Source organism: Paenibacillus cookii (assembly GCF_018333375.1).
GTDB classification, from domain to species: Bacteria; Bacillota; Bacilli; order Paenibacillales; family Paenibacillaceae; genus Paenibacillus_AQ; species Paenibacillus_AQ cookii.
The window spans coordinates 289163-311478 of record NZ_BORW01000001.1; the positions used below are offsets into that span (position 1 = coordinate 289163).

Sequence of the window (22316 nt, forward strand, 5' to 3'; positions counted from 1 at the left end):
ATCCCTTCTTTCCTTAATATATGCGGGTGGATATGGAAACTGTTTTATTTTACCCATTCGACCTGGGCCCCAAGCGCCTTCATATGGTCAAAAAACTGCGGATAGGATTTGGCGACGTGATGCGCGTCCTTGATCGTCAGCGGCTGCTTGGCGCGCAGCCCGACGATCGTCAGCGCCATGATGACGCGATGGTCGAAATGGGCGTTGATCTCCACGCCGCCTTCGACGCCTTCCGGACGCCCGTGGACGATAATTTCGGCTTGGCGCTCCTCCACGTCGGCTCCGGCTTTGCGGAGCTCCGCCAAATAATCCGTGATGCGGTCGCATTCCTTGTAACGGAGGTTCTCCACGTTGTAAAACCGGGACGTTCCCTCCGCAAACACGGCGGCGGCCACCATCGCAAGCACCGCATCGGTTGCCGCGTCGCCGTCGAACTCGACCGCCTTGAGTTTTCCGTTGCCCTTCACGTGCACTTCGTCGTTTTCATGCGTCAGGGGCGCCTCCATCATGCGCAGCACGTCGACCACGGCCCGTTCCCCTTGCTTGCTTTCCACCGGCAGTCGTTTCACGAGGACGTCCGACTCCGTTACCGCGGCGGCGGCAAGCACGGCGGCGGAACCCGGGTAATCGCCCTGGACCGTATACGTTTTCGCCTGATAGGATTGGTTGCCCGGAACGCGGAACCGCATGTAATCGTCGCTTGCATGGATGACGATGCCCGCCTGCTCCAACACTTCAAGCGTCTGGCCGACGACGACCTTCGATTTCAGATCGCCGGTCACTTCGATTTCGCTGTCTTCTTCCAGGAGCGGCGTCAGGAACAACAGCGCGCTCAAATACTGGGAGCTGACGGAGCCGGACACTTGAATGCGCCCGCCTTTCGGTTTTCCGCCGCGGATACGGATCGGCAGGCGGCCGTCGTTATGCTCCACCTGAACCCCCATTTGCTCCAGGGCCGAAATCAGGTCGTCATGCGGACGTTTGCCGAGCGAATCGGGATATGTATTCACGAACGTCACGTCCGGACAAAGCGAAGCGATGCCCATCAGAAAGCGGAGGACGGCGCCGGCATTGCCGACGTTCAGTTCCTTGACGTCCCGCGGACGGCGGCCGAAGCCGGTAATGACCGCTTTTTCCTCGTCTTCGACGAGCACGGCTCCCAAATCCTGAATGCAGCGGCGCATCGCGTCGCTGTCTTCGCTGCGGGCCGGATAATACACCGTGCTTGTTCCTTCGGCCAGCGCCGCGACCAAAAGGTACCTCGTCGTATAGTTTTTGGAGGAAAGCGCGCCGATCTCTCCCTGCAGCCGCGGTGTCGGTTTTACAATCAAATCCATATGCCCCATGTCTCCTTCTCGAATTAGTTCACGCTCTAACCGGGATGCAAATGCGATTTGACAGCCCATTTAAAGCTTGGTTATCATAAACATAATTACATAAGGTTTTTGCGAAAAGCCAAAGCTTTCGGCAAAACCCTGGCTTATCAAAACTACGGAAAAGAGGTTAATTCCCATGACGTCCATTCGTGAAATAGAACCGTCCGAAGTAAGACGGCGCCTTCTAGCAGGCGAATCCCTCCAGATGATCGACGTCCGCGAAGACGATGAAGTCGCGCAGGGCATGATCAGCGGAGCGAAGCATATCCCGCTCGGGCAAATCCCGGAACGCCTGGATGAAATCCCGAAGGAAGGCGAGGTCATCCTGATTTGCCGCAGCGGCGGCCGCAGCATGAGGGCCTGCCAATACCTGCAGCAGTTTGGCATCGAATGCATCAACATGACCGGCGGCATGCTTCAGTGGAACGAAGACGAAGCATAAGCCTGCATCGAAGCGGCAGTCCTTGCGGACCTGCCGTTTTTTGGTTTATCCGGCCGCCTCTCGTGCCGCTAGAATGCGCAGGCGAAATCGCCCTTCGCAAAAAACCTCTTGCCCCTATCTTAACACAAAACGGCTTAGACGCGGTAATGCGTTAAAATTTTTAGCGCCACCTCATCGGCCCCGATCCGGCTGGTATCCACCGTGAAGTGGGCAAAACGATACGCGTCTTTCCGCTCCTCCAGAATCGTCCGGATCCGTTCCTCGGCGCCGCCGGCAAGCAGCGGCCGGTTTTGATCCCCCTTAACCCGTTCGACGATGGCTTCCGCTTCCGCCGTCAAGGCCACAACGAATCCGCCTTGAAGCATCAGCTCGCGATTTTCCTCGCGCAGGACGCATCCGCCCCCGGTGGCCACGACCTTCCGCCCGCCCGAAGACAACACGTTTCGCAAGGCGCTAGTTTCGGCATTCCGAAAATAAGGTTCTCCGCGGAGCTCGAACATTTCGGGAATGGTCATTCCTTCCTGAGCCACGATGGACGCATCCAGATCGACCAGCGAATACCCCAGCTTCTCGGCCAAAATTTCGCCAACCGTCGACTTTCCGGTCCCCATCATTCCGATCAGTATGATATTTTGTTCCGTCTGGTTCAATAGAGCACCCCTTTTGTTTCCATTCAATCTCAAGCTTTTTCATATCATACCACAGGCCAAAAACTTTCGACAATCTCGCAAAACGATCGCGGTTTCCCTTTGTCCGCAAGCCCGATCCATGCAGTCGTTTGCCCGTCATCGCCGTACGGACACGGGATTGCCCCGGATCAGTCTATTTTCTGCCAGTCTAGCATATACATGCCATGGACCTATAATTCTGACGCCAAGCGAAACGATGTTGTGGAAAATTCGGAGTTTTGTAAGGAGTGGTCGTATCCGTCATGCCAGAATCCCGTTCCCATTCGCCCGAAACGTTGTCAAAAATCAAACAGATCGCGGACCCGAGGCATATTTTGTGCCGGGAGGACATGTTATGGGTTTTGCATTACGTGCAACAAAAAGTGGCTCAAGGCGAACCAGCGCTGCTGGAACTCCCCAAGCCACGTTTACTGCAAAATTTTCAATACTTCGGCGAAGCCGCGCTGCTTCTGCTGCACCGCTCCGCGGCGGGCCATGCGCAGGACGAACGCATCCGGATTTGCCTTCAGGAGGCCATGCACGGGCTTGTCCCTGCGGATCGCCCGGAGCGGTCGTAGCCGAATACCGGCTTCCTATTCCTGGATCCAGTTATGGTGGAAGACGCCTTCCTTGTCGACGCGCTTAAACGTATGCGCTCCGAAGTAGTCGCGCTGCGCCTGAAGCAGGTTCGCAGGAAGTCTTTCGGTGCGGTAGCTGTCGAAATAAGCCAGCGCGCTCGCGAAGCCCGGCACCGGAATGCCGCGGCTGACGGCTGCGGACACCGTTTGGCGCCATGCGTCTTGGTAGTTTTCGATGATGTCTTTAAAGAACGGATCGAGAAGCAGGTTTTTCAGGCCCGGATCTTTCTCGTAAGCGTCCGTGATGTTTTGCAGGAAGCGGGAACGGATGATGCAGCCGCCGCGCCAGATTCTGGCCAGGTCGCCGTATTTCAGATCCCAGCCGTATTCGTCGGAAGCGACGCGAAGTTGGGCGAACCCTTGGGCATAGGATACGATTTTGCTCGCAAACAGCGCTTTGCGCACGTTTTCGATGAATTCGGCTTTGTCGCCCTGGAACGCTTCCGCTTTCGGACCGTTCAGGATTTTGCTTGCTTCCACGCGTTCTTCCTTCATGGCGGACAAGAAGCGGGAGAATACCGATTCGGTAATCATGGACAGCGGAACCCCGAGATCCAGGGAGCTTTGGCTCGTCCATTTTCCGGTACCTTTTTGGCCGGCCGCGTCAAGGATGACGTCCACCATCGGTTTGCCCGTTTCTTCGTCTTTATGCGAGAAGATGTCGGCCGTGATTTCGATCAGGTAGCTGTCAAGCTCCCCTTTGTTCCATTCGCTGAAAATTTGGTGCAGTTCTTCCGCGCCGAGGCCCAGCGCATCCTTCAGCAGGTGGTAAGCTTCGCAAATGAGCTGCATGTCGCCGTATTCGATGCCGTTATGCACCATTTTCACGTAATGGCCGGCGCCGTCCGGACCAATATATGTACAACAAGGTTCGCCGTTCACTTTGGCGGAAATCGATGTCAGGATCGGCTCGACAAGCTCGTAAGCGCTTCTTGGTCCGCCTGGCATGATCGAAGGTCCTTTGAGAGCCCCTTCTTCGCCGCCGGAAACCCCTGCACCGATAAAGCGGAAGCCTTTTTCTTCAAGCATTTTGCTGCGGCGCTGCGTATCCGGGAAGTAAGCGTTGCCCCCGTCGATGATGATATCGCCTTCGTCCAGCAGCGGGATCAATTGCTCGATGGTCGCGTCCGTCGCTTTGCCGGCTTGTACCATGATCAAAATTTTGCGGGGTTTCTCCAGCGACTCCACGAACTCCTCCATGGAGAAGGTTCCCGTAAGGTTTTTGCCTTTCGCTTCTTCGAGAAGGGCTTCTGTTTTCTCCGGGGAACGGTTGAATACGGAAACGGTAAAGCCTCTGCTTTCAATGTTGAGAGCCAAGTTTTTGCCCATGACCGCAAGGCCAATGACACCGATTTGTTGCTTCGACATATGGTCCTCCATCCTTTGCCTTTTTTTTTGGAAAAAATGAATACACCTATTTTAGCGTGTTTACGCGCGAAAGTGAACCCCACGATGTAAACATCTCGTGACAAAACACCCCGCAGTCTGCAGAGGTGCTTTTCGTCACTTGCTTTTCTATTTGCGGAAATGTCCCCGCCCATTAGGCTCCTCCCGCCTTTACCAGCGTATGCGTTACCATTCGAGCATCAGCAGCTGCCGGGAAAGATCGGCCAGCTTTTTGCGGCAAAGCTCCGCTTTATCTTCATCTCCGTTCTGAAGCGCTTCGTGAAGGCGCTCCAGTTCGTCATCCACTTCCAGCCGGAGAAGCAGCAGCCTCATTTCGCCTTCCTTCGAGAAATAAAGCTTCGAGATCTCCTGCTCTGTCATGAACGGCCCCTTTTGATACAGCACCCTTTGCTGGTATCCGGATATTTCAACCAAACGGATGACTTCGCCGAATAAAATGCTTTCCACCAAAATCTGGCGGTCCTTGAACCGTTTGACCACTGCATGGCCCCGCGTATCCTCGATCAGCTTCTCCATCCACTCCGCCAGTTTGGCGTCGCGGATCACGTAATCCCCGACCATTTTGTAGCCGTTTTTGGTCCGGTTGAACCGCAGCTTGACAAGTTTGCGCCCCGTTCTGACGGAAACGATGAACAGCGATTCGTTTTCGCTCCAGTACAGGGAGTAACCTTCCTGTATCAAATCCTTAATCAGGTCCTGAATATGCCGCCGGTTAAACCGAAGCTCCAGATTGCAGTACTCCACTTCATAGCTTTTGTTCACGGCACTCCCTCCTTCAGTTTTGGACCGCCTTTGACGAACAACCTGCGACTAAAGGGTTTGCAAATAACCAAAGATGCTTGCTTGCAGCCGATGTTGCAAAGTCCTGATTACGTTGAAAAAAGTCTTTGTTCTATTTTATACTTTATCTTATGTAACGGTAACTTGGTTTATTGACTATTTTTACCCGCTCCCCGCCTCTGCCAAACAGGCAGCAACGACACGCGGTCGGCCTTAAAATAGACATCAACCCATTGCATAAAAGGAGGCGCATCATGCCGTTTGAAGGATTTCATTCCAAGGATTTCGAAGTATTCAACGTTCCCGGTCTCGAACCCCGCATGGAAGCTTTGATTGCGAACGTCAGACCGAAGCTGGAGGAGCTCGGCCGCGAAATGGCCCCGTTTTTGTCCGCCCTTTGCGGCGAGGAAATGTTCCCCCATGTTGCCAAACACGCGCGCCGCACCATCAATCCCCCGAATGACACGTGGGTGGCCTGGGCCGCCAGCAAAAGAGGGTATAAAGCGCTGCCCCATTTCCAGGTAGGGATGTTCGAATCCCATCTGTTCATCATTTTTGCGGTCATTTACGAAAGCCCGAACAAGGTCACGTTCGCGAAACATCTGAAGAAAAACCGCAGCCAAGTGATCCAAAGCTTGCCGGCCCATTTCTATTGGTCCATGGATCATATGGATCCGGGCTTCACCCCCCATGCGGACATGAGTCCCAGAGCTTTCTCGGAGATGGCGGACAGGCTGGAAAAGGTGAAAAAAGCCGAAGTGCTCTGCGGTCTCCGCATTCCGAAAGGCGAAGCGGTGCTGGAAAACGGACCGGAGCTCGTCTCCGTCATCCAGTCGACCTTCGAAACGCTGCTTCCCCTTTACAAAATGGCATTTTAGGCGAGCGCATACGTTTCGCCGTCTATTGACAGGCGGTGATTCCGTTTCGCGAAACGAAACATAAAGCCTGATGGTGTTTAAAAAAGCTGCAATCCGTGTTCGGCGAATCGCCGTTCCGGATGCAGCTTTTTTTGCTAAAGGGCGAGCCCTTCGGCGCGAACTGGGCGCCCCTTACGAAAGCTGCGCCCCGGCCTTCATGCGCCGCGAAAGAACCAGATGGATCACGAACAGCATTGCCATCACGACCGCGCTCGCCAGAAATGGCGACGAATGCCCGAGCCGGTCCCACAGCTGTCCGGATACGACCGGGCCCACGACCATCCCCGACCCCTGGAGCGTAAGGAAAAACCCCCACACCGCCCCGCGCTCCCCTTTCGGAACCAAATGCGACACGAAGGTGTTCCATCCGGGCAGGATCATCGCGTAGCTGATGCCGACGATGCATACGAACACGAAAACCAGCGGCAGGGAACGCACGATCGAAAAAAAGCTCAGCGAAAAGGCAGCCAGCAGGAATCCCGCATTCAAAAACGGTCCCGTTCCGAAACGGTCGATCAGCTTCCCGCTCGGGATCAAGGCCAGCACCGTAATTCCTCCCCCCGCAATCAGCAGCAGGCTGTACATGTTCGGGGAAATGCGCAGCTCGTTTTGCACGTATAAAGTGATGACCGGGCTCAAAAGCCCGATGACGAAGGATTGGAGGAACAGCGCGGGATAGACCATCCAGCTTACCTTCAGCGTCGTCCGGACTTCGCGCAGCGTCGATTTGACGCTTGCTCCCAGATGGGCGAGCTTCCCTGCCAAAACCGCAAACATGCCCTTGCCCGTTGCGGTGGCGGCCGCGGCCGCCGTTTGGAACGGGATTTTCACTTTCGACGGCAGCAGCAGCGCGACCAACACCAAAACGATGCCGACCCCGATCAAAATCAAAAAAGCGGTATGGTAATTTTTCTCCGTCCGGTCCATCAAAAAATTCATGACGATCGGACCGGCCCCCGTGCCGGCCAGCGAAGCCATTTCCAGCGTGCCCAGAGCCTGCCCATTGCTGCCCTGCGGCCCCGATATTTCCGTCGTTCCCGTCATGGCGGTCGGCCACAGCGGCGACGTCCCCAGCCCGAGAATAAAACAGGCCAGCGACAGCCAGAACGCTCCCGAAAAAAACGCGATCATGCAAAGGGCGATCACCGTCATGATCAACGCTCCGGCCATCGTTTTCCGGTACCCGAGCCGCTCCCCGATCCAGCCGAACGGGCTTCTGAACAGGTTATCGCCGATGTATTGGAGGGAAAACGCGATTCCGATGGTATGCGCGGATAGACCGAGCGAATTTTTCATGTAGACGGGCAGCACGGCGACCAGCAGCGAACCCTTCATGAACTCGACTAAAAATATAATGATGAGCAGCCCAACGAAAAAAGGGGATCTGAGCCGTTTTACGGCGGCTGCTCCCGCGATCGGCGGCATGGTCTCACATCCTCTACTCATGATTTGCAATAATTCCCCTAAAATAACGCATATTTATAATGTACCCCAAATTCTTCCCGGAATTTCACCGGGGCGCGAAATGCATGCTTGCAATCGCCCCCCATTTTGCTATACTCATCCTTGTAATTTTAACAGATGAAAGGTTGTGACAGCATACGATGGACCACCGCCGTACGCCGCTATTTACTGCTTTGAAGGAACACGCGGCAAGCAATCCCGTACAATTTCATATTCCCGGACACAAAAAGGGCATGGGAACCGACGCCGAATTCAGGGAGTTTATCGGCGATAACGCCCTATCCATAGATTTAATCAACATCGCGCCGCTGGACGATTTGCATCAGCCGACCGGCGTCATCGAAGAAGCGCAGAAGCTCGCCGCCGACGCTTTCGGCGCGGACCATACTTATTTTAGCGTACAGGGGACAAGCGGTGCCATCATGACGATGATCCTGTCCGTATGCTCCCCGGGCGATAAAATCATCGTCCCCCGGAACATTCACAAATCGGTCATGTCGGCCATCATTTTCTCCGGCGCCAAGCCGGTGTTCGTGTCTCCGGCACGCGACGAAAACTTGGGCATCGACCACGGCATTACGACCAAATCCGTCCAGCGTGCCCTGGATCGCCATCCGGACGCCAAAGCGGTCCTGGTCATTAACCCGACGTATTTCGGCGTATGCGCCAATTTGAAGGAAATCGTCGACCTGGCCCACAGCCGCAACGTGCCCGTCCTTGTCGACGAAGCCCACGGCGTGCTCATTCATTTCCATGAGGACCTGCCGATGTCGGCCATGGAAGCCGGCGCCGATATGGCGGCAACGAGCGTTCACAAACTCGGGGGATCCATGACGCAAAGCTCGGTGCTCAATCTGAATACGAAACACGGTTTCGTCAATCCGCAGCGCGTGCAAACGATCATCAGCATGCTGACGACGACCTCGACCTCGTACCTGCTGCTGGCCTCGCTGGACACTTCCAGACGGAACCTGGCCATTAACGGCCACGCCATGGCGCAAAAAACGATCGATCTTGCGCAAAAAGCCCGCCGCAGCATCAACGAAATCGACGGCTTGTACTGCTTCGGAGACGAAATCCTCGGAGGCGAAGCGACGTTCGATTACGATCCGACCAAGCTGACGATTCACGTTCGCCATTTGGGCATCACCGGTTACGAAACGGAAAACTGGCTGCGCGAGCACTACAACATCGAAGTCGAACTGAGCGACATGTACAACATCCTCTGCCTGATCACCCCGGGCGATAACGAGGAAACGGTATCGATCCTGCTTACCGCGCTCCGCAAGCTGTCGGAGACGTATTACAAAGTGAACGAGGCCAACGAATTGATCGTCAAAATCCCGGAAATCCCCCAGCTTTCCCTCATCCCAAGGGATGCTTTCTACGGGGACACCGAGGTGATTCCGTTCAAGGAATCCGCCGGCCGGATCATCGCCGAGTTCATCTACGTGTACCCGCCAGGAATCCCGATTCTGCTGCCCGGCGAAGTCATTTCCCAGGACAACATCGATTACATCATCGACCACGTCGACGTCGGCCTGCCCGTGAAAGGCCCGGAAGACCGTTACATCAAAAACGTCAAGGTGATCGTGGAAACCGACCCTATTTTTTAAACAAGGACGCCAGCAAAACTTGGGCGCGAGCAAAATAACCCGGTACCGCAAATGCGGCACCGGGTTTCTTTATGCTCTGGAGGCTTCCCGAAGAATCAGTCTTCCTGCTGGGCAACAAGCTCGTTGTAAGCCGCTTCCACGGCATTCCATTCTTCTTCGTCTTCAATATTGTAAAGCATCATCTCATCGTTTTCTTCTTCCACGCGCAGAATGATGCCGTCAGCTTCCGGATTTTCACGCTCGAGCAGCAGCGCATACAAATTCTCGCCAACGTCAAACGTTTCAACAAGAACCATCTCTACATCGTTGCCTTGCTCGTCGGTCAGCGTCAAAACAAATTCTTCATGCTCATGATCGTGATCATGGTCATGGCCGCATGCATCGCCGTGCTCATGTGTGTGATCGCTCATTACAAAAACCTCGCTTTAGGTTATATAGTCATACCTTCGTATCGTATCATGTCGGAAGGCTCTGGTCAATTTATCCTATTCCAAAAACGGGTTTTTAATTCAGAGCGGTGATTACTTTTTCGGCAACGAGTTGGTAATCGGCGTTTTTGGACGCTTTGATGTAGAATCCGACCTTGTATTTTCCGGCGACTTTGAAATCGTACGTAAAATCGTAGGTGCGGAACCAGAAGTTGTCTTTTTGGTTGCTCCCCAAATCCTGCGTCTGAATATCCTTGACGTGTCCGGACGGATCGGTGATGGCGACTTTGACGGACGACACATGATCCGCCAAACTGTCGACCTGGCAGAATACGTTGAATTTCAGCTTGCCTTTGTTGACGTTACCGAATACGGTATCGCCATTGAATAGGAAAATATGTACATTCGGCTTGATGAATTTTACCTGGTTCGAATCACCGTCCCAAGTCACCACGCCGTTAAACTCCCGGATGGGCACATAGGTCTTGCCGTCGATCACGTAACCGCCGTCCTGCACTTCCTGACCGTTGATCCAAACTTTGATCTTCTGGGTCACCGAATCCGCGAACATGACGGAGCCGCCCATCAGGGAGAAGGCAAAGACGCATACCAAAATCTTTTTCCAGCTTCTCATCCTTTCATTCCCTCCATTTCCTTCATGCTGTTGTATATATATACTAAAAGTAAATGTGCAAGTTGCGGTCGGAACTTCCCTTTATGAGGTTAAATTTTTGAAACCAAAATTTCGGGTCTCTGTCTTAAGTTACAAAAACCTCGCGCTTAAAATAGCCCGCCATGTCCCTCTTCCTCGCCAGCACGAAAAAACCTGCGTAAACACGCAGGTTGCCCTTGGCCAAATACGGTCATTTCACTTTCGTTAATATGCAGGGCACGCCTTTGCCGACGGCGCCCGGCTCCCTCATGCGGGCAGCGTAAGCCATTCCGCGCGCGCATGGCGTTTTGCACGCCTCGCACACCTCCGACGTCACCAGCCTCATGCCTTTATATACTTTTTCCCCTTTAGCTTGCGCCGGTTTTTTGCCTTTTGACTTGACCATGCCTGATTCCCCATTTCCTAAAAGCCTTTGCTGCATTGTATGGAGAACGGACCGAAAGTGGAACCTATGGTATATAATGATTTCTGAGACATCACGGGAGGTGTATTCCTTGAATTTGGAACTGCAAATGATCGGCACCGGCAGCGCCTTTGCCAAAACATACTTCAACAACAACGCCCTGCTTACGGACGGGGCTTTCACCCTTCTCATCGATTGCGGGGTCACCGCCCCGCTTGCGCTGCACCGGCTCGGCAAATCCTTCGATGACGTGGACGCCGTCCTCATTACCCATATCCACGCGGATCACGTGGGCGGACTGGAGGAGCTCGCGTTTAAGATGAAATTCACCTACAAACGCAAAATCAAACTGTACATAGCCGAGACGCTGGTCACGGCGCTCTGGGAGCATTCGCTCCGGGGAGGACTTTACCAGGAGGGGGAGATCACGTGCCTCGAGGATCTGTTCGAGGTCTGCCCGCTTGCGCCTGAACAGGCCTACGACATTTCCGGGCATATTCGGGTCGAACTCATCCCGACCAGACATATCCCCGGCAAAAACAGCTATTCCCTGTTTATCAACGAACGGCTGTTTTACAGCGCGGATATGGTCTATGATCCCGGTCTGCTGCAGCAGCTTGTCGAGCGGCGCGGCTGCCGCATGATTATGCACGACTGCCAGCTTGAAGGCCCGGGCGAAGTTCACACGACGCTTGACGAACTGATGAGGCTGCCGGAGCAGATCCGCAGCATAACCTATCTGATGCATTACGCGGACAACAAAGACGACTTCGTCGGCAAAACCGGGGGCATGGCGTTTATCGAACAGGGGCGCATATACTCGGTTTAATCCGTCCCCTGCACGGCAAAAAGCCGGTACAGGCATTCATCATGCTTGTACCGGCTTTTTTAGCTTGCCGTCTTATTCAAAACGGGGCAAATGATCCAAATTGTTCGATGGATCGCCATCCGCGTCGCCGCGAATATACATTTCCCCGTCTCTTCCTTTAAACACGTTGACGCCGGCAATCGCTCCGGCTTTGACTTCCTGCAGCGCCTCATCGTATTTCAAGACGCGTCCGGTCGAAGTTTTGAAAGCAGTCAAATCGCCGTCGCCGTTTTTTTGCACGGCGATAAACGTTTCACGGCCTGGATTTCCCATGGTCATCCGCTCCTTTACGCGTGAGATGCCCCAAAATGCGGGCATGTCTTAGCATCTCCCGGCAATGAAGCCTTTATTCGCCTTACAGCGTTTTTTTCATGCGGACATGGGGAATGCCGGCATCGTCGAAGGGCTCTTTGGAAATCGTCTCGTAACCGAGCTTGGCGTAAAAACCTTCGGCTTGGCATTGCGCGTCCAAAAGGGCATAGGCGAGCCCCAGCTCGCGCGCCCGGTTTTCGAGCGCCATTAGCAGAATGCGGCCGTAGCCTCCTTGACGATGCTCCTTAAGCACGGCGATCCGCTGCATTTTAGCCGTTTCGTTGTTGTAGTAAATCAAACGCCCCGTGGCGACGTAGTCCCCGTTTTCATCCTGCACCAACAGATGGTGCACGTCGTCGCTGATCGTATCGAACTCGTCGACTTCAAGGTCCAGGGGAACGTTTTGTTCTTCGACGAATACCTTTTTCCGGATGTCCAGTCCCTGCTGCAGCAGTTCCGGCGTCGTTACAGTGATGATTTCGGCAGCCATGATGAAACCCCTCTTTCGTCTTTCGTTGTGTCCGTTTTACCGCTTCCATTGCCAAAAACACGGTTCGATTATTATACAAAAAAATGAATTTCATGTATAGTGGAGGTATATCACGGAGAGGAGCCGGATGGGCCATATGGGAATGGGATTTACGATCTTTCTTTGCGCAGTCATGTCGGCCGTGCTGATCTATTCTTTTATTTATGTGACAAAAAAGGGCTATTCCCGCAAATGGGATGAAGAATAAAAAGAGGCAGCGGCCGCTGCCTCTTTTGCCTGCTGCCGCATGACTACGGGGGCGTAATTTCTCCCTTGGAATACACGTCTTCCGGAACCGAAGGGTCGTAGATATCTATCATGACCGGAGAGTCATCGCCGCGATCCGCGCTGGACTGAAACGCCGAACAGCCCGACAGCAGCACGATCAGACAGCAGCCCAAAATTTTGTACCGCCATGTTTTTGGCATGAGAGGCCACTCCTTTAGCCGGTTTACTGAGTTATATAACCTTTTTGCCCGTTTCGAAACGCCAATCGCTGGACCACGGGCTTTGTCATCAGTTTTCCCGGGTTTTGCCATGATCTATTCATGGTTTTCATTCATATGAAAAAAAGTTGTTGACACTCCCCTTGTTCCCTGGTAATATATAAATTGTTCTTCGATACGATCTGCTAGCTCAGCTGGGAGAGCACCATCTTGACAGGGTGGGGGTCAGTGGTTCGAGCCCACTGCAGATCATCTCCAGAAGCCTTGGTATACCAAGGCTTCTTTTATTTTGTCTTCAGGAATATGCCCACTGTAAAACCTGCATTGGCGAGCGGAATGAGCCCCTTTCATATAAAACTAGCAACTCTTATATTTTTGCGGAAATATGGATACATAGTATTTTTATACCGAGCGAAACTATTAAAATTTCATATAATATACCATCTTTGAAAAGGAGGTATATTCGTATGTCCATTCAAAACTCGCTATGCTCAAAGTTCGCAAGCATTTTAGGCGGGACGGCGGAAGTCGCAAATGGCGTTTGTACCGTGACAAGAGTTCGTAGCAACCTTCAACCGTTGATTCAAGGGAGAAGAACAAAATCGGTTCTGGCCATCGCTGCTTTTTTCTCGTTTGAAGACTTGGACAGCCGCGGAAATGCGCTCAATTTGGGTGAAACCGTTATTTTGCAGGAAGAAATTAATCCGTTCGTCTCCGCTCTCCGCCAGCGCGGAATTGAAGTAACGGCGATACACAATCACTGGCTATTAACGAACCCCGTACTCATGTTCATCCATTTCAAGTCCATTGAGCCGCCGCTTGTCTTCGCCCAGAAGTCGGCCGAAGCGTTTCGGATGCTGACCACTAGAACGATACGACCAAGCAGATCCAGTGGCGAACATCGCTCCAAAGGATCAAGCCAAGGAAACTTATCCCGCGGCAGATGCTATGGCACAAACAGACCTAGACGGTCCGGCGTTCAAAGCAGAACAAGAACCACTCAAAGACCACGAGTCGTCAATAGAAGTCTGGTCACGAAACCGCCTTTGAAAGCGCTCGCCTTTTCTTATTCGTCCCCCAAACCTAAAAAGGAACCGGCATGCAGGCCGGCCCCCTTTTTGTTTAACTCTTCTATTTTTTCTCGACGATGCGGTTTTCCGTTTTCGGACTGATCACTTTGACCTTTTCCAAATATTCTTCCACGACGTCATAGAACGTATATCCGGTGTTCAGCACTTCATCTTTTTTCAGCATCGAATATCCGTCCCCGCCCGACGTAATGAAGTCGTTTGTCGCCACGGTGTACGTTTTGTTCGGGTCAAGCGGCTGGCCGCCGATTTTCACTTCCAGGACGCGCTCCCCTACCGGCTTCGCCACGTCGTAGACGTAGGACAATCCGCCGACCTGCAGGAAGGAGCCCGGAAGATCGTCTTTTTTCTCCACGCCTTTGACCGATACCTCAAGCGCCGCTTTGATGTCGGCCCCCGTCGCTTTGACCACCGTCAACGTGTTCGGGAACGGAAGGATCGAATACAGGTCCTTTTTCGTCAAGTCCCCGGCTTTTTTGCTGGCGCGGATGCCGCCGCCGTTGACCAAAGCCACGTCGGCTTCGTGCCCTTTGATCGTTTTGGTCTTCTCAATGATCGCGTCGGCGATGAAGTTGCCCAAATTCGTCTCGACCGCGCGCACCTCGGTTCTTTCGCCGTGAAGATCGACTTCGGTTTTCCCGATGACCACGTTCATCGCATCGTCAACCTTTTTCACGACCTCCTGAACCAGCTTCTCGATTTCGGGATCGGCTTTGACGCTTTCGTCGTATTCGACCAATCCGCCGCTGAATCCGACCAAATCTTTATTATAATAGTATAAGTCCACGCGTCCCAGCGATTTTCCGTATTCCCAGTCCTGCACGATGTAGGTGCCGTTTACCTTTTCAGGCGTACGGAGCGGCGTATGGGAATGCCCGCCGATGATCAGGTCGATGCCCGATACATTTTTCGCGATTTCTCTGTCTTTTTCAACGCCGATATGCGATACGACGACCACATGATCCGCTTGGGCCTTCATTTCCGGAACCAGCTTCTTGGCGATTTCGACCGGATCTTTGAACGTAAGGCCGATGACGTTGTTCGGATGGGTAACGATCGGCGTTTCCTCCGTCACGAATCCGATGAAGGCGATTTTTTGGCCGCCGACTTCAACGGTGTATGTAGGAATCAGCAGGTTTGTGCCGTCCGCCTTGAACACGTTCGCGTTAATCATCGGGAAGTCGAGCTTGTCCCGCAATTTAAGCAGCTGCTCATAACCGAAGTCGAATTCATGGTTCCCTGCGGTCATGGCTTCGTAACCGAGTTTGTTCAGGATCGGAATGATGGATTCGCCTTTGAATTGGTTCGAGTAGATCGTTCCTTGGAACGTGTCGCCCGCGTCCATCAACAGGAAGTTTTTGTTTTCTTCGCGCCATTGTTTGACGAGCGTGGCAATTTTGGCGTAACCGAACTCTTTGTCTTTCGCATTTTCTTGGATATGGCCGTGCACGTCATTCGTATGCGCGATCGTGATATGCTCCGTAACGGCTTCGCCGAGGGCATTGATGAAATCGCCGCGGGTCACCTGCGTTCCGGACGCCAGCTTCAAATCGATTCCAAGCGCCTTGGCGATTTTCGCCAATTTTTCGGAGGAAGGATACGTTCTTCCCTGATCCGTCTCTTCTTTCGTAATGGCGCCTTTTTTAGCGGCCCAATCCAAATAATTGGCTGCCCAGTACCCTTTCGGCGTGCTTGCCTGCTCACCCTGGATTCTGGCGAACAAAGCGACCGCTTCCCCGAGGGAAATATGCTGCGCCAGCATCAGGTCCCCTTTTTCGAAACCGTTTACAATATGTTTTTCCTGCATCCAATCGGTATGCTGCACCGGATGCAGCGGCGCCGCGAACGCCGACGTGGCGAACAACGTGGATAGCAGCCCCGTGACTACCATTGTTTTCGCTTTCATTTTAAAATTCAAAAACAACACTCTCCCCTTTTTGTTGTATGTTGAACAAATGTTACGCGATTGAGAACATTTGTTAAGAAGAAGTATACACAGGGGAATGAAAAATGGTCAAGCATGAACTTATCGCCGCGATCTTTCTTTTTAGCCATGCTTCCAAGCGTATTTTCCGGCCTGGACATGGATTGGTTTCATATAGAAGGTTTCCGATCTAGTGATCATTAGGTAGCACAGAACATACGTTTTTTTAATATGCAGCATGAATATGTAACATACCCTGTTCGTCGCTTAGGTCTATTGTCTTAAAAACTATAAAAAAAGAACTTTATAACCTGCAACTTTTCCCGTATGATAGAACTAGAACATGATTCGATAGTCTGTATTTACAGGAGAATAGTCGCATGGAAAAGGTCATCGAGTTAGCCATCAAACACGGGCATACGATTTTCGTCAAAAGCGTGGACGGCAGTACCTTAACGGGCATCCCTGAACCGTCCAACGATCCCGCAACATTAAAAATGCGCACCCCGCTGGGTCATTTCTGGATCCCCATCGACGAAGTGTGCCACGTATCGCGCCTGATCGTTTTCAAATCCAACGCATGAACGGCGCTGCCGCAGCGATGCAGCAGCTTTTTTCTTGGGCTGTTTTTCCCCCGCGCCCTGTTTCGTACCCGGTCCATCCGTTTATATTACATAGGACGCAGCGGTTAAGGTCCACCACGCCGCCTCCCGCATAGGGAAACCCTTTTCGGAACATCCTATGGACCTATGCGGCATCCTTCCGATATCTAAAAAAGGAGTGGATTGGTATGGATAAACATTGCAGCCATGAGGAGGAGGAAAGATTCCCCGGTGTAGATCCGATTCCGGAGCCCGAACGCGAGAATCCCTCTTCGACCAGCATGATCGAGGAAATTTGGGAGGAAGGCTCGGAAGAAGCGGCCAGACATAAAAAGGAAGAGTCTTGACCTCTTTTCTCCGCGGTTCCTCCAGCGCATGATCGTCTTCCGTGATGATCCCATAGCGAAAAGAAAACCGGCATCCGCAGCGGATCCGGTTTATTTTCGTTTTATTATTTTTCCTCCGCCAGCAAAGCGTCAAGCCGATCCGGATAATCCGTAATGATTCCGTCCACGCCGGCTTGCAACAATCTCCGCATTTCGTCCGGGTCATTGACGGTAAACGGGTGGTACGCTTTTCCCGCCGCTTTGGCGGCAGCCACGAATTCGGGCAGCACCGCGCGGTGGTAAGCATGAAGCGCGTCGGCCTGCAGCGTGCCGGCATATGCCCATGGTTCGTAGAGGCCTTCCATATAAAGGATGCCGGTCCGGATTTCCGGGGCGATTTGTTTGCAGAGCAGCAAGGAGTAATGGTTGAAGCTGGAGATCACGACTTGGCCGCTCAGCCCGTAATCCCGCACCCTTTGGATCACTTTCTCTTCAAGCCCCTCGTAAGGCACGACCCCGTTTTTGAGCTCGATATTGATGATCGTCCCGCCGCCTTTGGCCAGTTCCAAAAGCTCGTCGAGCTGCGGAAGGCGCTCTCCCCGAAAATCGGGATGAAACCAGCTGCCCGCATCCAGCTCTTTCAATTCCTCTAACGTGTGGTCTTTCACCCAGCCGGTGCCGGTCGTCGTCCTGTTCAGCGTTTCATCGTGAATCAGCACCATATGCCCGTCTTTCGTAAGCTGCACATCCGTTTCGATGCCGGTCGCCCCTTGCTCCAGCGCTTTTCTGAAAGCCGCCATCGTGTTTTCGGGACAAATTTTGGATGAGCCCCTGTGCGCAAAATTAACGACGTTTCCCATTTCCTTCAGCCTCCCCGATCTACCTTCTCCAGTGGTATTGTGGAAAATTAACATAACTTGCTGCTCCATTTCATGGCCTGTTAACAACCATATTCTATCATGATTACAGACCCGGGAAAAAGAATACTTGAGGAGCTGAAAAAAACAATGATCGTATTCGACGTTATCGTGCATGGAGAGGTAAAGGAAACGATTCGCCCCATCAGCCAGCGCCTTCACGAGATGCTTGTCCAGGTGACCGAGGAGGCCCGCCGCTTGAGCCGCGCATACGGAACGCCCGTACAAGTCCATCGCCGGATCATTTATTGATGCAAGCGTGCGGACATCCCCCGCCGGAACGCAAAAACACCCTGGCGATGTTTCGCCAGGATGCCAAGTGCCGGGTCATCAATACACGATTGCGCGCGTAATAATGACAAGCAGAATGAAGAGAACCAGAATTGCAGCCGTCGAACGGAATACTCCGCCAGGGTATCCGTAACCTCCGCCAACCACTTCACCCATCGTACTCCCTCCTTCATCCATTGCTCATCCCTAGCGTATGAGGCCTTTTGGCCGATGGTTTGGACGTTAGCACTTATTTTTTAGCCTTGAATGAACATTTGCTTCCAGCGGATGCCGTTTGCATGAATAAAAAGCATCCATTTTGGTTAAAGGGAAATAGATAGCAAAAGGCTGCTTGACGTCTATGCCAAACTGGGGGGATTCGTTTGCCGCAAAGCAAATATTTTCGCACTTGCCTTGGGCTGATTTTTGCGCTGTTAATCATCTATTTAGGCTCGAAGGTCAGCTTCATATTCAATCCGTTGGTTCTTTTGTTCAACATTATGATTATTCCGGTCATGCTGGCGGGTTTTATGTATTATCTGCTGCGGCCGATCGTCAATTTTTTGGAAAAGCACCGCTGGCCGCGGCCATTGTCGATCCTGTTGATTTATCTCGTGTTTGCCGGGCTGATCGTGTTGTTCAGCATCCTTGTATGGCCGACGCTACGTGAGCAGGTGATCAATTTTGCGGATAACGCGCCGTTTTTCGTGGAAAGAATGCAGAAGCAGCTCGACCAGCTGCAGCATAACCGTTTCGTCGCGAGGCTCATTCCGAGCGAGTCCGATCTGATGAACCGCTTGAGCCAATACTTAAACAAGCTGATCACGGCCGTAACCAATTCGGTATCGGATTTCATCTCCGTGTTGTCCAATGTCGTGGTCATCATCGCTACCGTGCCGATCGTGTTGTACTACATGCTGAAAGAAAGCAGCAAACTGGGGCCGATCCTTCTTCACCTGGTTCCCCGGAAATACCGGCAGGAAGGCCGCGAAGTGCTGCAGGAGATCGATGCGGCGCTCAGCAACTTCATCGTGGGGCGCGTGCTCCTGAACATCATGCTCGGCGTGCTGATGTATATCGGCTTTTTGATCATCGGACTGCCTTATTCGCTGCTGCTGGCGCTGATCTCGATCGTGCTGAACCTGATCCCTTACGTCGGGGCCGTCATCGCCGCCATTCCCGTCGTGATCGTCGGCTTTATCGATTCGCCTGCCGTTGCGGTCTGGTCGCTAGTCGTCATCATCGTTGCGCAGCAAATCCAGGACAACCTGCTCACCCCGATCATTTACGGAAAAAGACTGGACATCCATCCGCTCACGATTATCGTGCTGCTGCTGATCGGCGGCGACATCTCCGGCATTCTCGGCATCATTTTGGCCATTCCGGCATATATCGTCGCCAAAATCATCATCGTCCGGGTGTACAAGCTGTTCCTTTCCGAAAAGGTCGAGGATGTGATGGAATAGAAAAAAGCGGGCCGCTGCCCGCTTCGAAAGCCGTCTCGTTACAGATCCGGAATCGACCAGTCGATCGGCTCCATGCCGTGCGACTCCAAAAATTCGTTCGTTCTGGAAAAAGGGCGGCTGCCAAAAAATCCGCGGTGTACCGAAAGCGGGCTGGGGTGGACGGATTTCAGCACCAGATGTTTGCTCCGGTCGATAAAAGCCCCCTTTTTCTGCGCATGGCTGCCCCACAAAATGAAGACGACCGGCTTGTCCCGTTCGTTCAGCTTTTCGATGACGGCATCCGTAAACCGTTCCCACCCGAGGTCCTTATGGGAGTTCGCCTGCCCCTCGCGGACCGTGAGCACCGTGTTGAGCAGCAGCACTCCCTGCTTCGCCCAAGGGACGAGATAGCCGTTATTCGGAATCGGAACGCCAAGGTCGCTGTGCAGTTCCTTGTAGATGTTGACGAGCGACGGCGGGATTCTCACCCCCGGCATGACGGAAAAGCTGAGCCCGTGGGCCTGTCCCGGCCCGTGATAAGGATCCTGTCCCAAGATGACTACTTTGGTGTCTTCATACGGCGTCAGCTTTAACGCTTGAAACAAATTTTCCTTGGACGGGTATACCGTATGCAATTTATATTCCCGGGCAAGCGCGTACCGCAAATCGTTGAAATACGGCTTCTCCACTTCTTCCTTCAACTGCTCGTCCCAATCGTTGTTAAACATTCCCCATTCTCCTCTCCCCTGATGTGCCTATAAATATATGAACCTCAAAAAGCGGCTGCCGACGCATATCAATGCCAAATTCGAGTGTACCACGGCGCGGGAAAAAGGATCAAATCAAAATCCAGGCTTAGGCGAGTTTCGGCCGGATTACGTGCTTTTTGCGCCTGCAATAGCCGCGTGTCACGGAAAGATATAAAAAAAGCCCTGGCATGGTATCTTTACCACGCAGGGTTTCCTATGTACGAGCTATAAAAATAGCTCCTCAGCGCAAGGCTGAGGTCTGTAATGCCGAGGACCGGGCTCGAACCGGTACGGTAGTCACCTACCGCAGGATTTTAAGTCCTGTGCGTCTGCCAATTCCGCCACCCCGGCAAATGCGGATGAAACTTCATATGGTGGGCCCTGAGGGACTCGAACCCCCGACCAGTCGGTTATGAGCCGACCGCTCTAACCAACTGAGCTAAGGGCCCTGATCAAAGTATGTGATCGATCCATGATAATGGCTGTAATTTGGTTGCGGGGGCAGGATTTGAACCTGCGGCCTTCGGGTTATGAGCCCGACGAGCTACCGGACTGCTCCACCCCGCGTCGTTAAGTCGTAATAAATAGCGACAAGAATTAATATACAGCATAAGTATAAGATACGTCAAGTATTTTTTGCAGGAAATTTATACGAAGGGGATGGCAAGGCCAAAACGAGGCGGCTTATGGGATGAATCGCACGCCGTATCTCCCTTTGCGCGAACGGAATATCTCCACGAGACGCGGGTCGTCGTAGCCGTAAATCCAGCCGTTTTGCTCCAGCCTTTTGGCGAGGCAGCCCGCCTGGAATTTCGATTTGTATAGTTTGCCGAAATAAACCCATTGCATGTGTTTTCCTCCTTTCAGGCATCATCATCGGTATCGATGGCTATTGTTGCCGGAAGTCGGGCTCGTCATGCATTTTTCCATATTTCTTTGAGATTATTTCGAAATTAATTTATAATATTAACTTAGTTTGAATCAATTCCATAATGCCGTTAGCTGGTTCAATCAAGACGATTATAGCTCATATATCGTTTGGTATGTCTATAGATCGTTTCGTTTACCGTATTTTTAATCTTTTATGAAATTGATTCTGTTTAATAAAACTTTTCTGGAAGCGAGGAATTGGAATGGCAAAAACACACAGGAAACTCACTCCCGTTGAATTGTTGAAAAAATTCGTCTTCATCACCGCGGGGGCTATTTTAATGGCTGTCGCGCTCGAGGTCTTTCTCGTTCCGAACGATATCATCGACGGCGGCATTACCGGGATCTCGATCGTATTGTCCAAAATCACGGCGCTCCCGCTCGGCATTTTCCTCTTTATCATCAACCTTCCGTTTTTATTCTTAGGTTACAAGCAAATCGGCAAAACCTTCGCCATTTCCACCTTGTACGGCATCGTCGTCATGTCCGTCACCACGCAGCTGCTTCATCATGTCAGCCCGTTTACGAATGAAAAAATACTTGCCGTCCTGTTCGGCGGACTGATTTTGGGCCTGGGCGTCGGCCTGGTGATCCGGTTTGGCGGCTCCCTTGACGGAACCGAGATCGTGGCCATTTTGCTTTCGAAAAAAACCCGCATTCCCGTCGGTCAAATCATCATGATCATGAACGTGTTCATTTTTATCATCGCCGGTTTCGTATTCGGCTGGGATTCCGCGATGTATTCGATCTTTACGTATTATATGGCTTCCAAAGTGATGGATATCGTGGTCGAAGGCCTCAACGAATCCAAATCGGTGACGATCATTTCCAGCGAATACGAGGAGATTTCCCAAACGATCCAGGATCGGCTGGGACGCACCACGACGTTCATCTACGCGCGCGGCGGTTATTCCCGGGAAGATACGCAAATGATCTATTGCGTCGTCACCCGTCTCGAACTGGCCAAGCTGAAATCGGTCGTGCAGGAAATCGATCCGAAAGCGTTTATTGCGATCGAACATGTATCGGACGTGCTTGGCGGCAATTTCGAAAAAAGCGCCATTCACTAACGATCCGTCCCATTGCAGGCACAAAAAT

27 protein-coding genes and 4 tRNA genes are annotated in these 22316 nt (G+C 52.5%); 12 read left to right on the forward strand and 19 right to left on the reverse strand.

Annotated features, from left to right (window positions below):
* Positions 1 to 44: 44 nt before the first annotated feature.
* Positions 45 to 1337 carry a 3-phosphoshikimate 1-carboxyvinyltransferase gene (gene aroA, locus KI367_RS01485; RefSeq protein WP_212947095.1) on the reverse strand — a complete coding sequence of 431 codons (1293 nt, stop codon included), beginning with the start codon at positions 1335 to 1337 and terminating at the stop codon, positions 45 to 47.
* 175 nt (positions 1338 to 1512) lie between these two features.
* Between aroA and KI367_RS01490 the strand changes: the two genes are divergently transcribed.
* Positions 1513 to 1818, forward strand: coding sequence for a rhodanese-like domain-containing protein (locus KI367_RS01490; RefSeq protein WP_212947096.1), 306 nt, complete (start codon positions 1513 to 1515; stop codon positions 1816 to 1818).
* A gap of 134 nt (positions 1819 to 1952) precedes the next feature.
* Here KI367_RS01490 and KI367_RS01495 read toward each other — a convergent pair whose 3' ends face one another.
* The gene (locus KI367_RS01495; RefSeq protein WP_036707626.1) at positions 1953 to 2468 is read right to left on the reverse strand and encodes a shikimate kinase; all 516 of its coding nucleotides are present in this window, start codon (positions 2466 to 2468) and stop codon (positions 1953 to 1955) included.
* Positions 2469 to 2749: 281 nt separating this feature from the next.
* Here KI367_RS01495 and KI367_RS01500 point away from each other — a divergent pair, with 281 nt between their 5' ends.
* Positions 2750 to 3064, forward strand: a complete 315-nt coding sequence (locus KI367_RS01500) for a hypothetical protein (protein ID WP_036707780.1) — start codon at positions 2750 to 2752, stop codon at positions 3062 to 3064.
* A gap of 15 nt (positions 3065 to 3079) precedes the next feature.
* On the opposite strand, the gene gnd is transcribed toward KI367_RS01500, so the two are convergent.
* Both gnd and KI367_RS01510 read right to left on the reverse strand, forming a co-directional pair.
* A complete protein-coding gene (gene gnd / locus KI367_RS01505) occupies positions 3080 to 4504 on the reverse strand; it encodes an NADP-dependent phosphogluconate dehydrogenase (protein WP_331480104.1) in 1425 nt (474 codons plus the stop codon).
* Positions 4505 to 4696: 192 nt separating this feature from the next.
* Positions 4697 to 5293: a YkzI domain-containing protein gene (locus KI367_RS01510; RefSeq protein ID WP_036707625.1), complete on the reverse strand. Its 597-nt coding sequence runs from the start codon at positions 5291 to 5293 to the stop codon at positions 4697 to 4699.
* Between the two features lie 272 nt (positions 5294 to 5565).
* On the opposite strand from KI367_RS01510, the gene KI367_RS01515 reads away from it, so the two are divergent.
* The gene (locus KI367_RS01515) at positions 5566 to 6189 is read left to right on the forward strand and encodes a YktB family protein (RefSeq protein ID WP_212947097.1); all 624 of its coding nucleotides are present in this window, start codon (positions 5566 to 5568) and stop codon (positions 6187 to 6189) included.
* A gap of 171 nt (positions 6190 to 6360) precedes the next feature.
* Here KI367_RS01515 and KI367_RS01520 read toward each other — a convergent pair whose 3' ends face one another.
* The gene (locus KI367_RS01520) at positions 6361 to 7674 is read right to left on the reverse strand and encodes an MFS transporter (RefSeq protein WP_246536506.1); all 1314 of its coding nucleotides are present in this window, start codon (positions 7672 to 7674) and stop codon (positions 6361 to 6363) included.
* A 158-nt stretch (positions 7675 to 7832) separates the two neighbouring features.
* Between KI367_RS01520 and KI367_RS01525 the strand changes: the two genes are divergently transcribed.
* Positions 7833 to 9308 (forward strand): aminotransferase class I/II-fold pyridoxal phosphate-dependent enzyme, encoded by a 1476-nt coding sequence (locus tag KI367_RS01525; RefSeq protein ID WP_212947098.1) that lies wholly within the window; start codon positions 7833 to 7835, stop codon positions 9306 to 9308.
* 95 nt (positions 9309 to 9403) lie between these two features.
* Here KI367_RS01525 and KI367_RS01530 read toward each other — a convergent pair whose 3' ends face one another.
* The 3 genes from KI367_RS01530 to KI367_RS01540 form a co-directional block, all read right to left on the reverse strand.
* Complete coding sequence (locus tag KI367_RS01530; protein ID WP_036707624.1) at positions 9404 to 9718, reverse strand: DUF1292 domain-containing protein; 315 nt, start codon at positions 9716 to 9718, stop codon at positions 9404 to 9406.
* A 94-nt stretch (positions 9719 to 9812) separates the two neighbouring features.
* Entirely contained in the window at positions 9813 to 10370 is a 558-nt protein-coding gene (locus tag KI367_RS01535; protein ID WP_212947099.1) for a stalk domain-containing protein, read from the reverse strand.
* A gap of 229 nt (positions 10371 to 10599) precedes the next feature.
* Positions 10600 to 10794 (reverse strand): hypothetical protein, encoded by a 195-nt coding sequence (locus tag KI367_RS01540; RefSeq protein ID WP_036707620.1) that lies wholly within the window; start codon positions 10792 to 10794, stop codon positions 10600 to 10602.
* A 109-nt stretch (positions 10795 to 10903) separates the two neighbouring features.
* On the opposite strand from KI367_RS01540, the gene KI367_RS01545 reads away from it, so the two are divergent.
* A complete protein-coding gene (locus KI367_RS01545; RefSeq protein WP_036707618.1) occupies positions 10904 to 11641 on the forward strand; it encodes an MBL fold metallo-hydrolase in 738 nt (245 codons plus the stop codon).
* Between the two features lie 72 nt (positions 11642 to 11713).
* On the opposite strand, the gene KI367_RS01550 is transcribed toward KI367_RS01545, so the two are convergent.
* The 3 genes from KI367_RS01550 to KI367_RS01560 all read right to left on the reverse strand — a co-directional run bounded on the left by KI367_RS01550 (position 11714) and on the right by KI367_RS01560 (position 12949).
* Positions 11714 to 11953 (reverse strand): DUF3892 domain-containing protein, encoded by a 240-nt coding sequence (locus tag KI367_RS01550; protein WP_036707615.1) that lies wholly within the window; start codon positions 11951 to 11953, stop codon positions 11714 to 11716.
* Between the two features lie 82 nt (positions 11954 to 12035).
* Positions 12036 to 12482 carry a GNAT family N-acetyltransferase gene (locus KI367_RS01555; protein ID WP_212947100.1) on the reverse strand — a complete coding sequence of 149 codons (447 nt, stop codon included), beginning with the start codon at positions 12480 to 12482 and terminating at the stop codon, positions 12036 to 12038.
* A gap of 290 nt (positions 12483 to 12772) precedes the next feature.
* Positions 12773 to 12949, reverse strand: coding sequence for a hypothetical protein (locus KI367_RS01560; RefSeq protein WP_156124513.1), 177 nt, complete (start codon positions 12947 to 12949; stop codon positions 12773 to 12775).
* Between the two features lie 197 nt (positions 12950 to 13146).
* On the opposite strand from KI367_RS01560, the gene KI367_RS01565 reads away from it, so the two are divergent.
* Together KI367_RS01565 and KI367_RS01570 are read left to right on the forward strand one after the other, a co-directional pair.
* Positions 13147 to 13219: transfer RNA gene (locus KI367_RS01565), tRNA-Val, on the forward strand.
* Between the two features lie 215 nt (positions 13220 to 13434).
* Complete coding sequence (locus KI367_RS01570; RefSeq protein WP_212947102.1) at positions 13435 to 14139, forward strand: DUF1259 domain-containing protein; 705 nt, start codon at positions 13435 to 13437, stop codon at positions 14137 to 14139.
* On the opposite strand, the gene KI367_RS01575 is transcribed toward KI367_RS01570, so the two are convergent.
* Positions 14099 to 15961 (reverse strand): bifunctional metallophosphatase/5'-nucleotidase, encoded by a 1863-nt coding sequence (locus tag KI367_RS01575; protein WP_212947443.1) that lies wholly within the window; start codon positions 15959 to 15961, stop codon positions 14099 to 14101. The two genes, KI367_RS01570 and KI367_RS01575, sit on opposite strands and share 41 nt — an antisense overlap.
* A 398-nt stretch (positions 15962 to 16359) precedes the next feature.
* On the opposite strand from KI367_RS01575, the gene KI367_RS01580 reads away from it, so the two are divergent.
* Positions 16360 to 16563: a hypothetical protein gene (locus KI367_RS01580; protein WP_036707612.1), complete on the forward strand. Its 204-nt coding sequence runs from the start codon at positions 16360 to 16362 to the stop codon at positions 16561 to 16563.
* Between the two features lie 206 nt (positions 16564 to 16769).
* Positions 16770 to 16928, forward strand: a complete 159-nt coding sequence (locus KI367_RS01585) for a hypothetical protein (protein ID WP_212947104.1) — start codon at positions 16770 to 16772, stop codon at positions 16926 to 16928.
* Positions 16929 to 17032: 104 nt separating this feature from the next.
* Here the strand turns inward: KI367_RS01585 and KI367_RS01590 are convergent, their stop codons facing one another.
* Entirely contained in the window at positions 17033 to 17767 is a 735-nt protein-coding gene (locus tag KI367_RS01590; RefSeq protein ID WP_212947106.1) for a glycerophosphodiester phosphodiesterase, read from the reverse strand.
* 147 nt (positions 17768 to 17914) lie between these two features.
* Between KI367_RS01590 and KI367_RS01595 the strand changes: the two genes are divergently transcribed.
* A complete protein-coding gene (locus KI367_RS01595) occupies positions 17915 to 18076 on the forward strand; it encodes a mechanosensitive ion channel protein MscL (RefSeq protein WP_156124511.1) in 162 nt (53 codons plus the stop codon).
* 78 nt (positions 18077 to 18154) lie between these two features.
* Here the strand turns inward: KI367_RS01595 and KI367_RS01600 are convergent, their stop codons facing one another.
* Positions 18155 to 18271 carry a sporulation protein YjcZ gene (locus KI367_RS01600; RefSeq protein WP_081992136.1) on the reverse strand — a complete coding sequence of 39 codons (117 nt, stop codon included), beginning with the start codon at positions 18269 to 18271 and terminating at the stop codon, positions 18155 to 18157.
* Between the two features lie 206 nt (positions 18272 to 18477).
* Between KI367_RS01600 and KI367_RS01605 the strand changes: the two genes are divergently transcribed.
* Positions 18478 to 19560 (forward strand): AI-2E family transporter, encoded by a 1083-nt coding sequence (locus KI367_RS01605; RefSeq protein ID WP_212947108.1) that lies wholly within the window; start codon positions 18478 to 18480, stop codon positions 19558 to 19560.
* A 38-nt stretch (positions 19561 to 19598) separates the two neighbouring features.
* Here KI367_RS01605 and KI367_RS01610 read toward each other — a convergent pair whose 3' ends face one another.
* From KI367_RS01610 to KI367_RS01630, 5 genes are all read right to left on the reverse strand, one after another.
* A complete protein-coding gene (locus tag KI367_RS01610) occupies positions 19599 to 20267 on the reverse strand; it encodes a uracil-DNA glycosylase (protein ID WP_212947110.1) in 669 nt (222 codons plus the stop codon).
* Positions 20268 to 20553: 286 nt separating this feature from the next.
* Positions 20554 to 20639 (reverse strand) — tRNA-Leu (locus KI367_RS01615).
* A 21-nt stretch (positions 20640 to 20660) separates the two neighbouring features.
* Positions 20661 to 20737: transfer RNA gene (locus KI367_RS01620), tRNA-Ile, on the reverse strand.
* Positions 20738 to 20778: 41 nt separating this feature from the next.
* A tRNA-Met gene (locus tag KI367_RS01625) sits at positions 20779 to 20855 on the reverse strand.
* A 117-nt stretch (positions 20856 to 20972) separates the two neighbouring features.
* Positions 20973 to 21137 carry a hypothetical protein gene (locus tag KI367_RS01630; protein WP_197069924.1) on the reverse strand — a complete coding sequence of 55 codons (165 nt, stop codon included), beginning with the start codon at positions 21135 to 21137 and terminating at the stop codon, positions 20973 to 20975.
* Positions 21138 to 21421: 284 nt separating this feature from the next.
* Here KI367_RS01630 and KI367_RS01635 point away from each other — a divergent pair, with 284 nt between their 5' ends.
* Positions 21422 to 22288 carry a YitT family protein gene (locus KI367_RS01635; protein WP_036707601.1) on the forward strand — a complete coding sequence of 289 codons (867 nt, stop codon included), beginning with the start codon at positions 21422 to 21424 and terminating at the stop codon, positions 22286 to 22288.
* The last annotated feature ends 28 nt before the right edge of the window (positions 22289 to 22316 follow it).

Coding starts and splice junctions, on each gene's coding strand:
- KI367_RS01595 (WP_156124511.1), top strand. CDS start 17,915: ATGATCGTATTCGACGTTATCGTGCATGGAGAGGTAAAGGAAACGATT.
- KI367_RS01540 (WP_036707620.1), bottom strand. CDS start 10,794: ATGGTCAAGTCAAAAGGCAAAAAACCGGCGCAAGCTAAAGGGGAAAAA.
- KI367_RS01500 (WP_036707780.1), top strand. CDS start 2,750: ATGCCAGAATCCCGTTCCCATTCGCCCGAAACGTTGTCAAAAATCAAA.
- KI367_RS01530 (WP_036707624.1), bottom strand. CDS start 9,718: ATGAGCGATCACACACATGAGCACGGCGATGCATGCGGCCATGACCAT.
- KI367_RS01535 (WP_212947099.1), bottom strand. CDS start 10,370: ATGAGAAGCTGGAAAAAGATTTTGGTATGCGTCTTTGCCTTCTCCCTG.
- KI367_RS01555 (WP_212947100.1), bottom strand. CDS start 12,482: ATGGCTGCCGAAATCATCACTGTAACGACGCCGGAACTGCTGCAGCAG.
- KI367_RS01630 (WP_197069924.1), bottom strand. CDS start 21,137: ATGCAATGGGTTTATTTCGGCAAACTATACAAATCGAAATTCCAGGCG.
- gnd (WP_331480104.1), bottom strand. CDS start 4,504: ATGGAGGACCATATGTCGAAGCAACAAATCGGTGTCATTGGCCTTGCG.
- KI367_RS01600 (WP_081992136.1), bottom strand. CDS start 18,271: ATGGGTGAAGTGGTTGGCGGAGGTTACGGATACCCTGGCGGAGTATTC.
- aroA (WP_212947095.1), bottom strand. CDS start 1,337: ATGGATTTGATTGTAAAACCGACACCGCGGCTGCAGGGAGAGATCGGC.
- KI367_RS01635 (WP_036707601.1), top strand. CDS start 21,422: ATGGCAAAAACACACAGGAAACTCACTCCCGTTGAATTGTTGAAAAAA.
- KI367_RS01610 (WP_212947110.1), bottom strand. CDS start 20,267: ATGTTTAACAACGATTGGGACGAGCAGTTGAAGGAAGAAGTGGAGAAG.
- KI367_RS01520 (WP_246536506.1), bottom strand. CDS start 7,674: ATGAGTAGAGGATGTGAGACCATGCCGCCGATCGCGGGAGCAGCCGCC.
- KI367_RS01590 (WP_212947106.1), bottom strand. CDS start 17,767: ATGGGAAACGTCGTTAATTTTGCGCACAGGGGCTCATCCAAAATTTGT.
- KI367_RS01515 (WP_212947097.1), top strand. CDS start 5,566: ATGCCGTTTGAAGGATTTCATTCCAAGGATTTCGAAGTATTCAACGTT.
- KI367_RS01585 (WP_212947104.1), top strand. CDS start 16,770: ATGGATAAACATTGCAGCCATGAGGAGGAGGAAAGATTCCCCGGTGTA.
- KI367_RS01570 (WP_212947102.1), top strand. CDS start 13,435: ATGTCCATTCAAAACTCGCTATGCTCAAAGTTCGCAAGCATTTTAGGC.
- KI367_RS01575 (WP_212947443.1), bottom strand. CDS start 15,961: ATGAAAGCGAAAACAATGGTAGTCACGGGGCTGCTATCCACGTTGTTC.
- KI367_RS01525 (WP_212947098.1), top strand. CDS start 7,833: ATGGACCACCGCCGTACGCCGCTATTTACTGCTTTGAAGGAACACGCG.
- KI367_RS01580 (WP_036707612.1), top strand. CDS start 16,360: ATGGAAAAGGTCATCGAGTTAGCCATCAAACACGGGCATACGATTTTC.
- KI367_RS01560 (WP_156124513.1), bottom strand. CDS start 12,949: ATGCCAAAAACATGGCGGTACAAAATTTTGGGCTGCTGTCTGATCGTG.
- KI367_RS01550 (WP_036707615.1), bottom strand. CDS start 11,953: ATGGGAAATCCAGGCCGTGAAACGTTTATCGCCGTGCAAAAAAACGGC.
- KI367_RS01490 (WP_212947096.1), top strand. CDS start 1,513: ATGACGTCCATTCGTGAAATAGAACCGTCCGAAGTAAGACGGCGCCTT.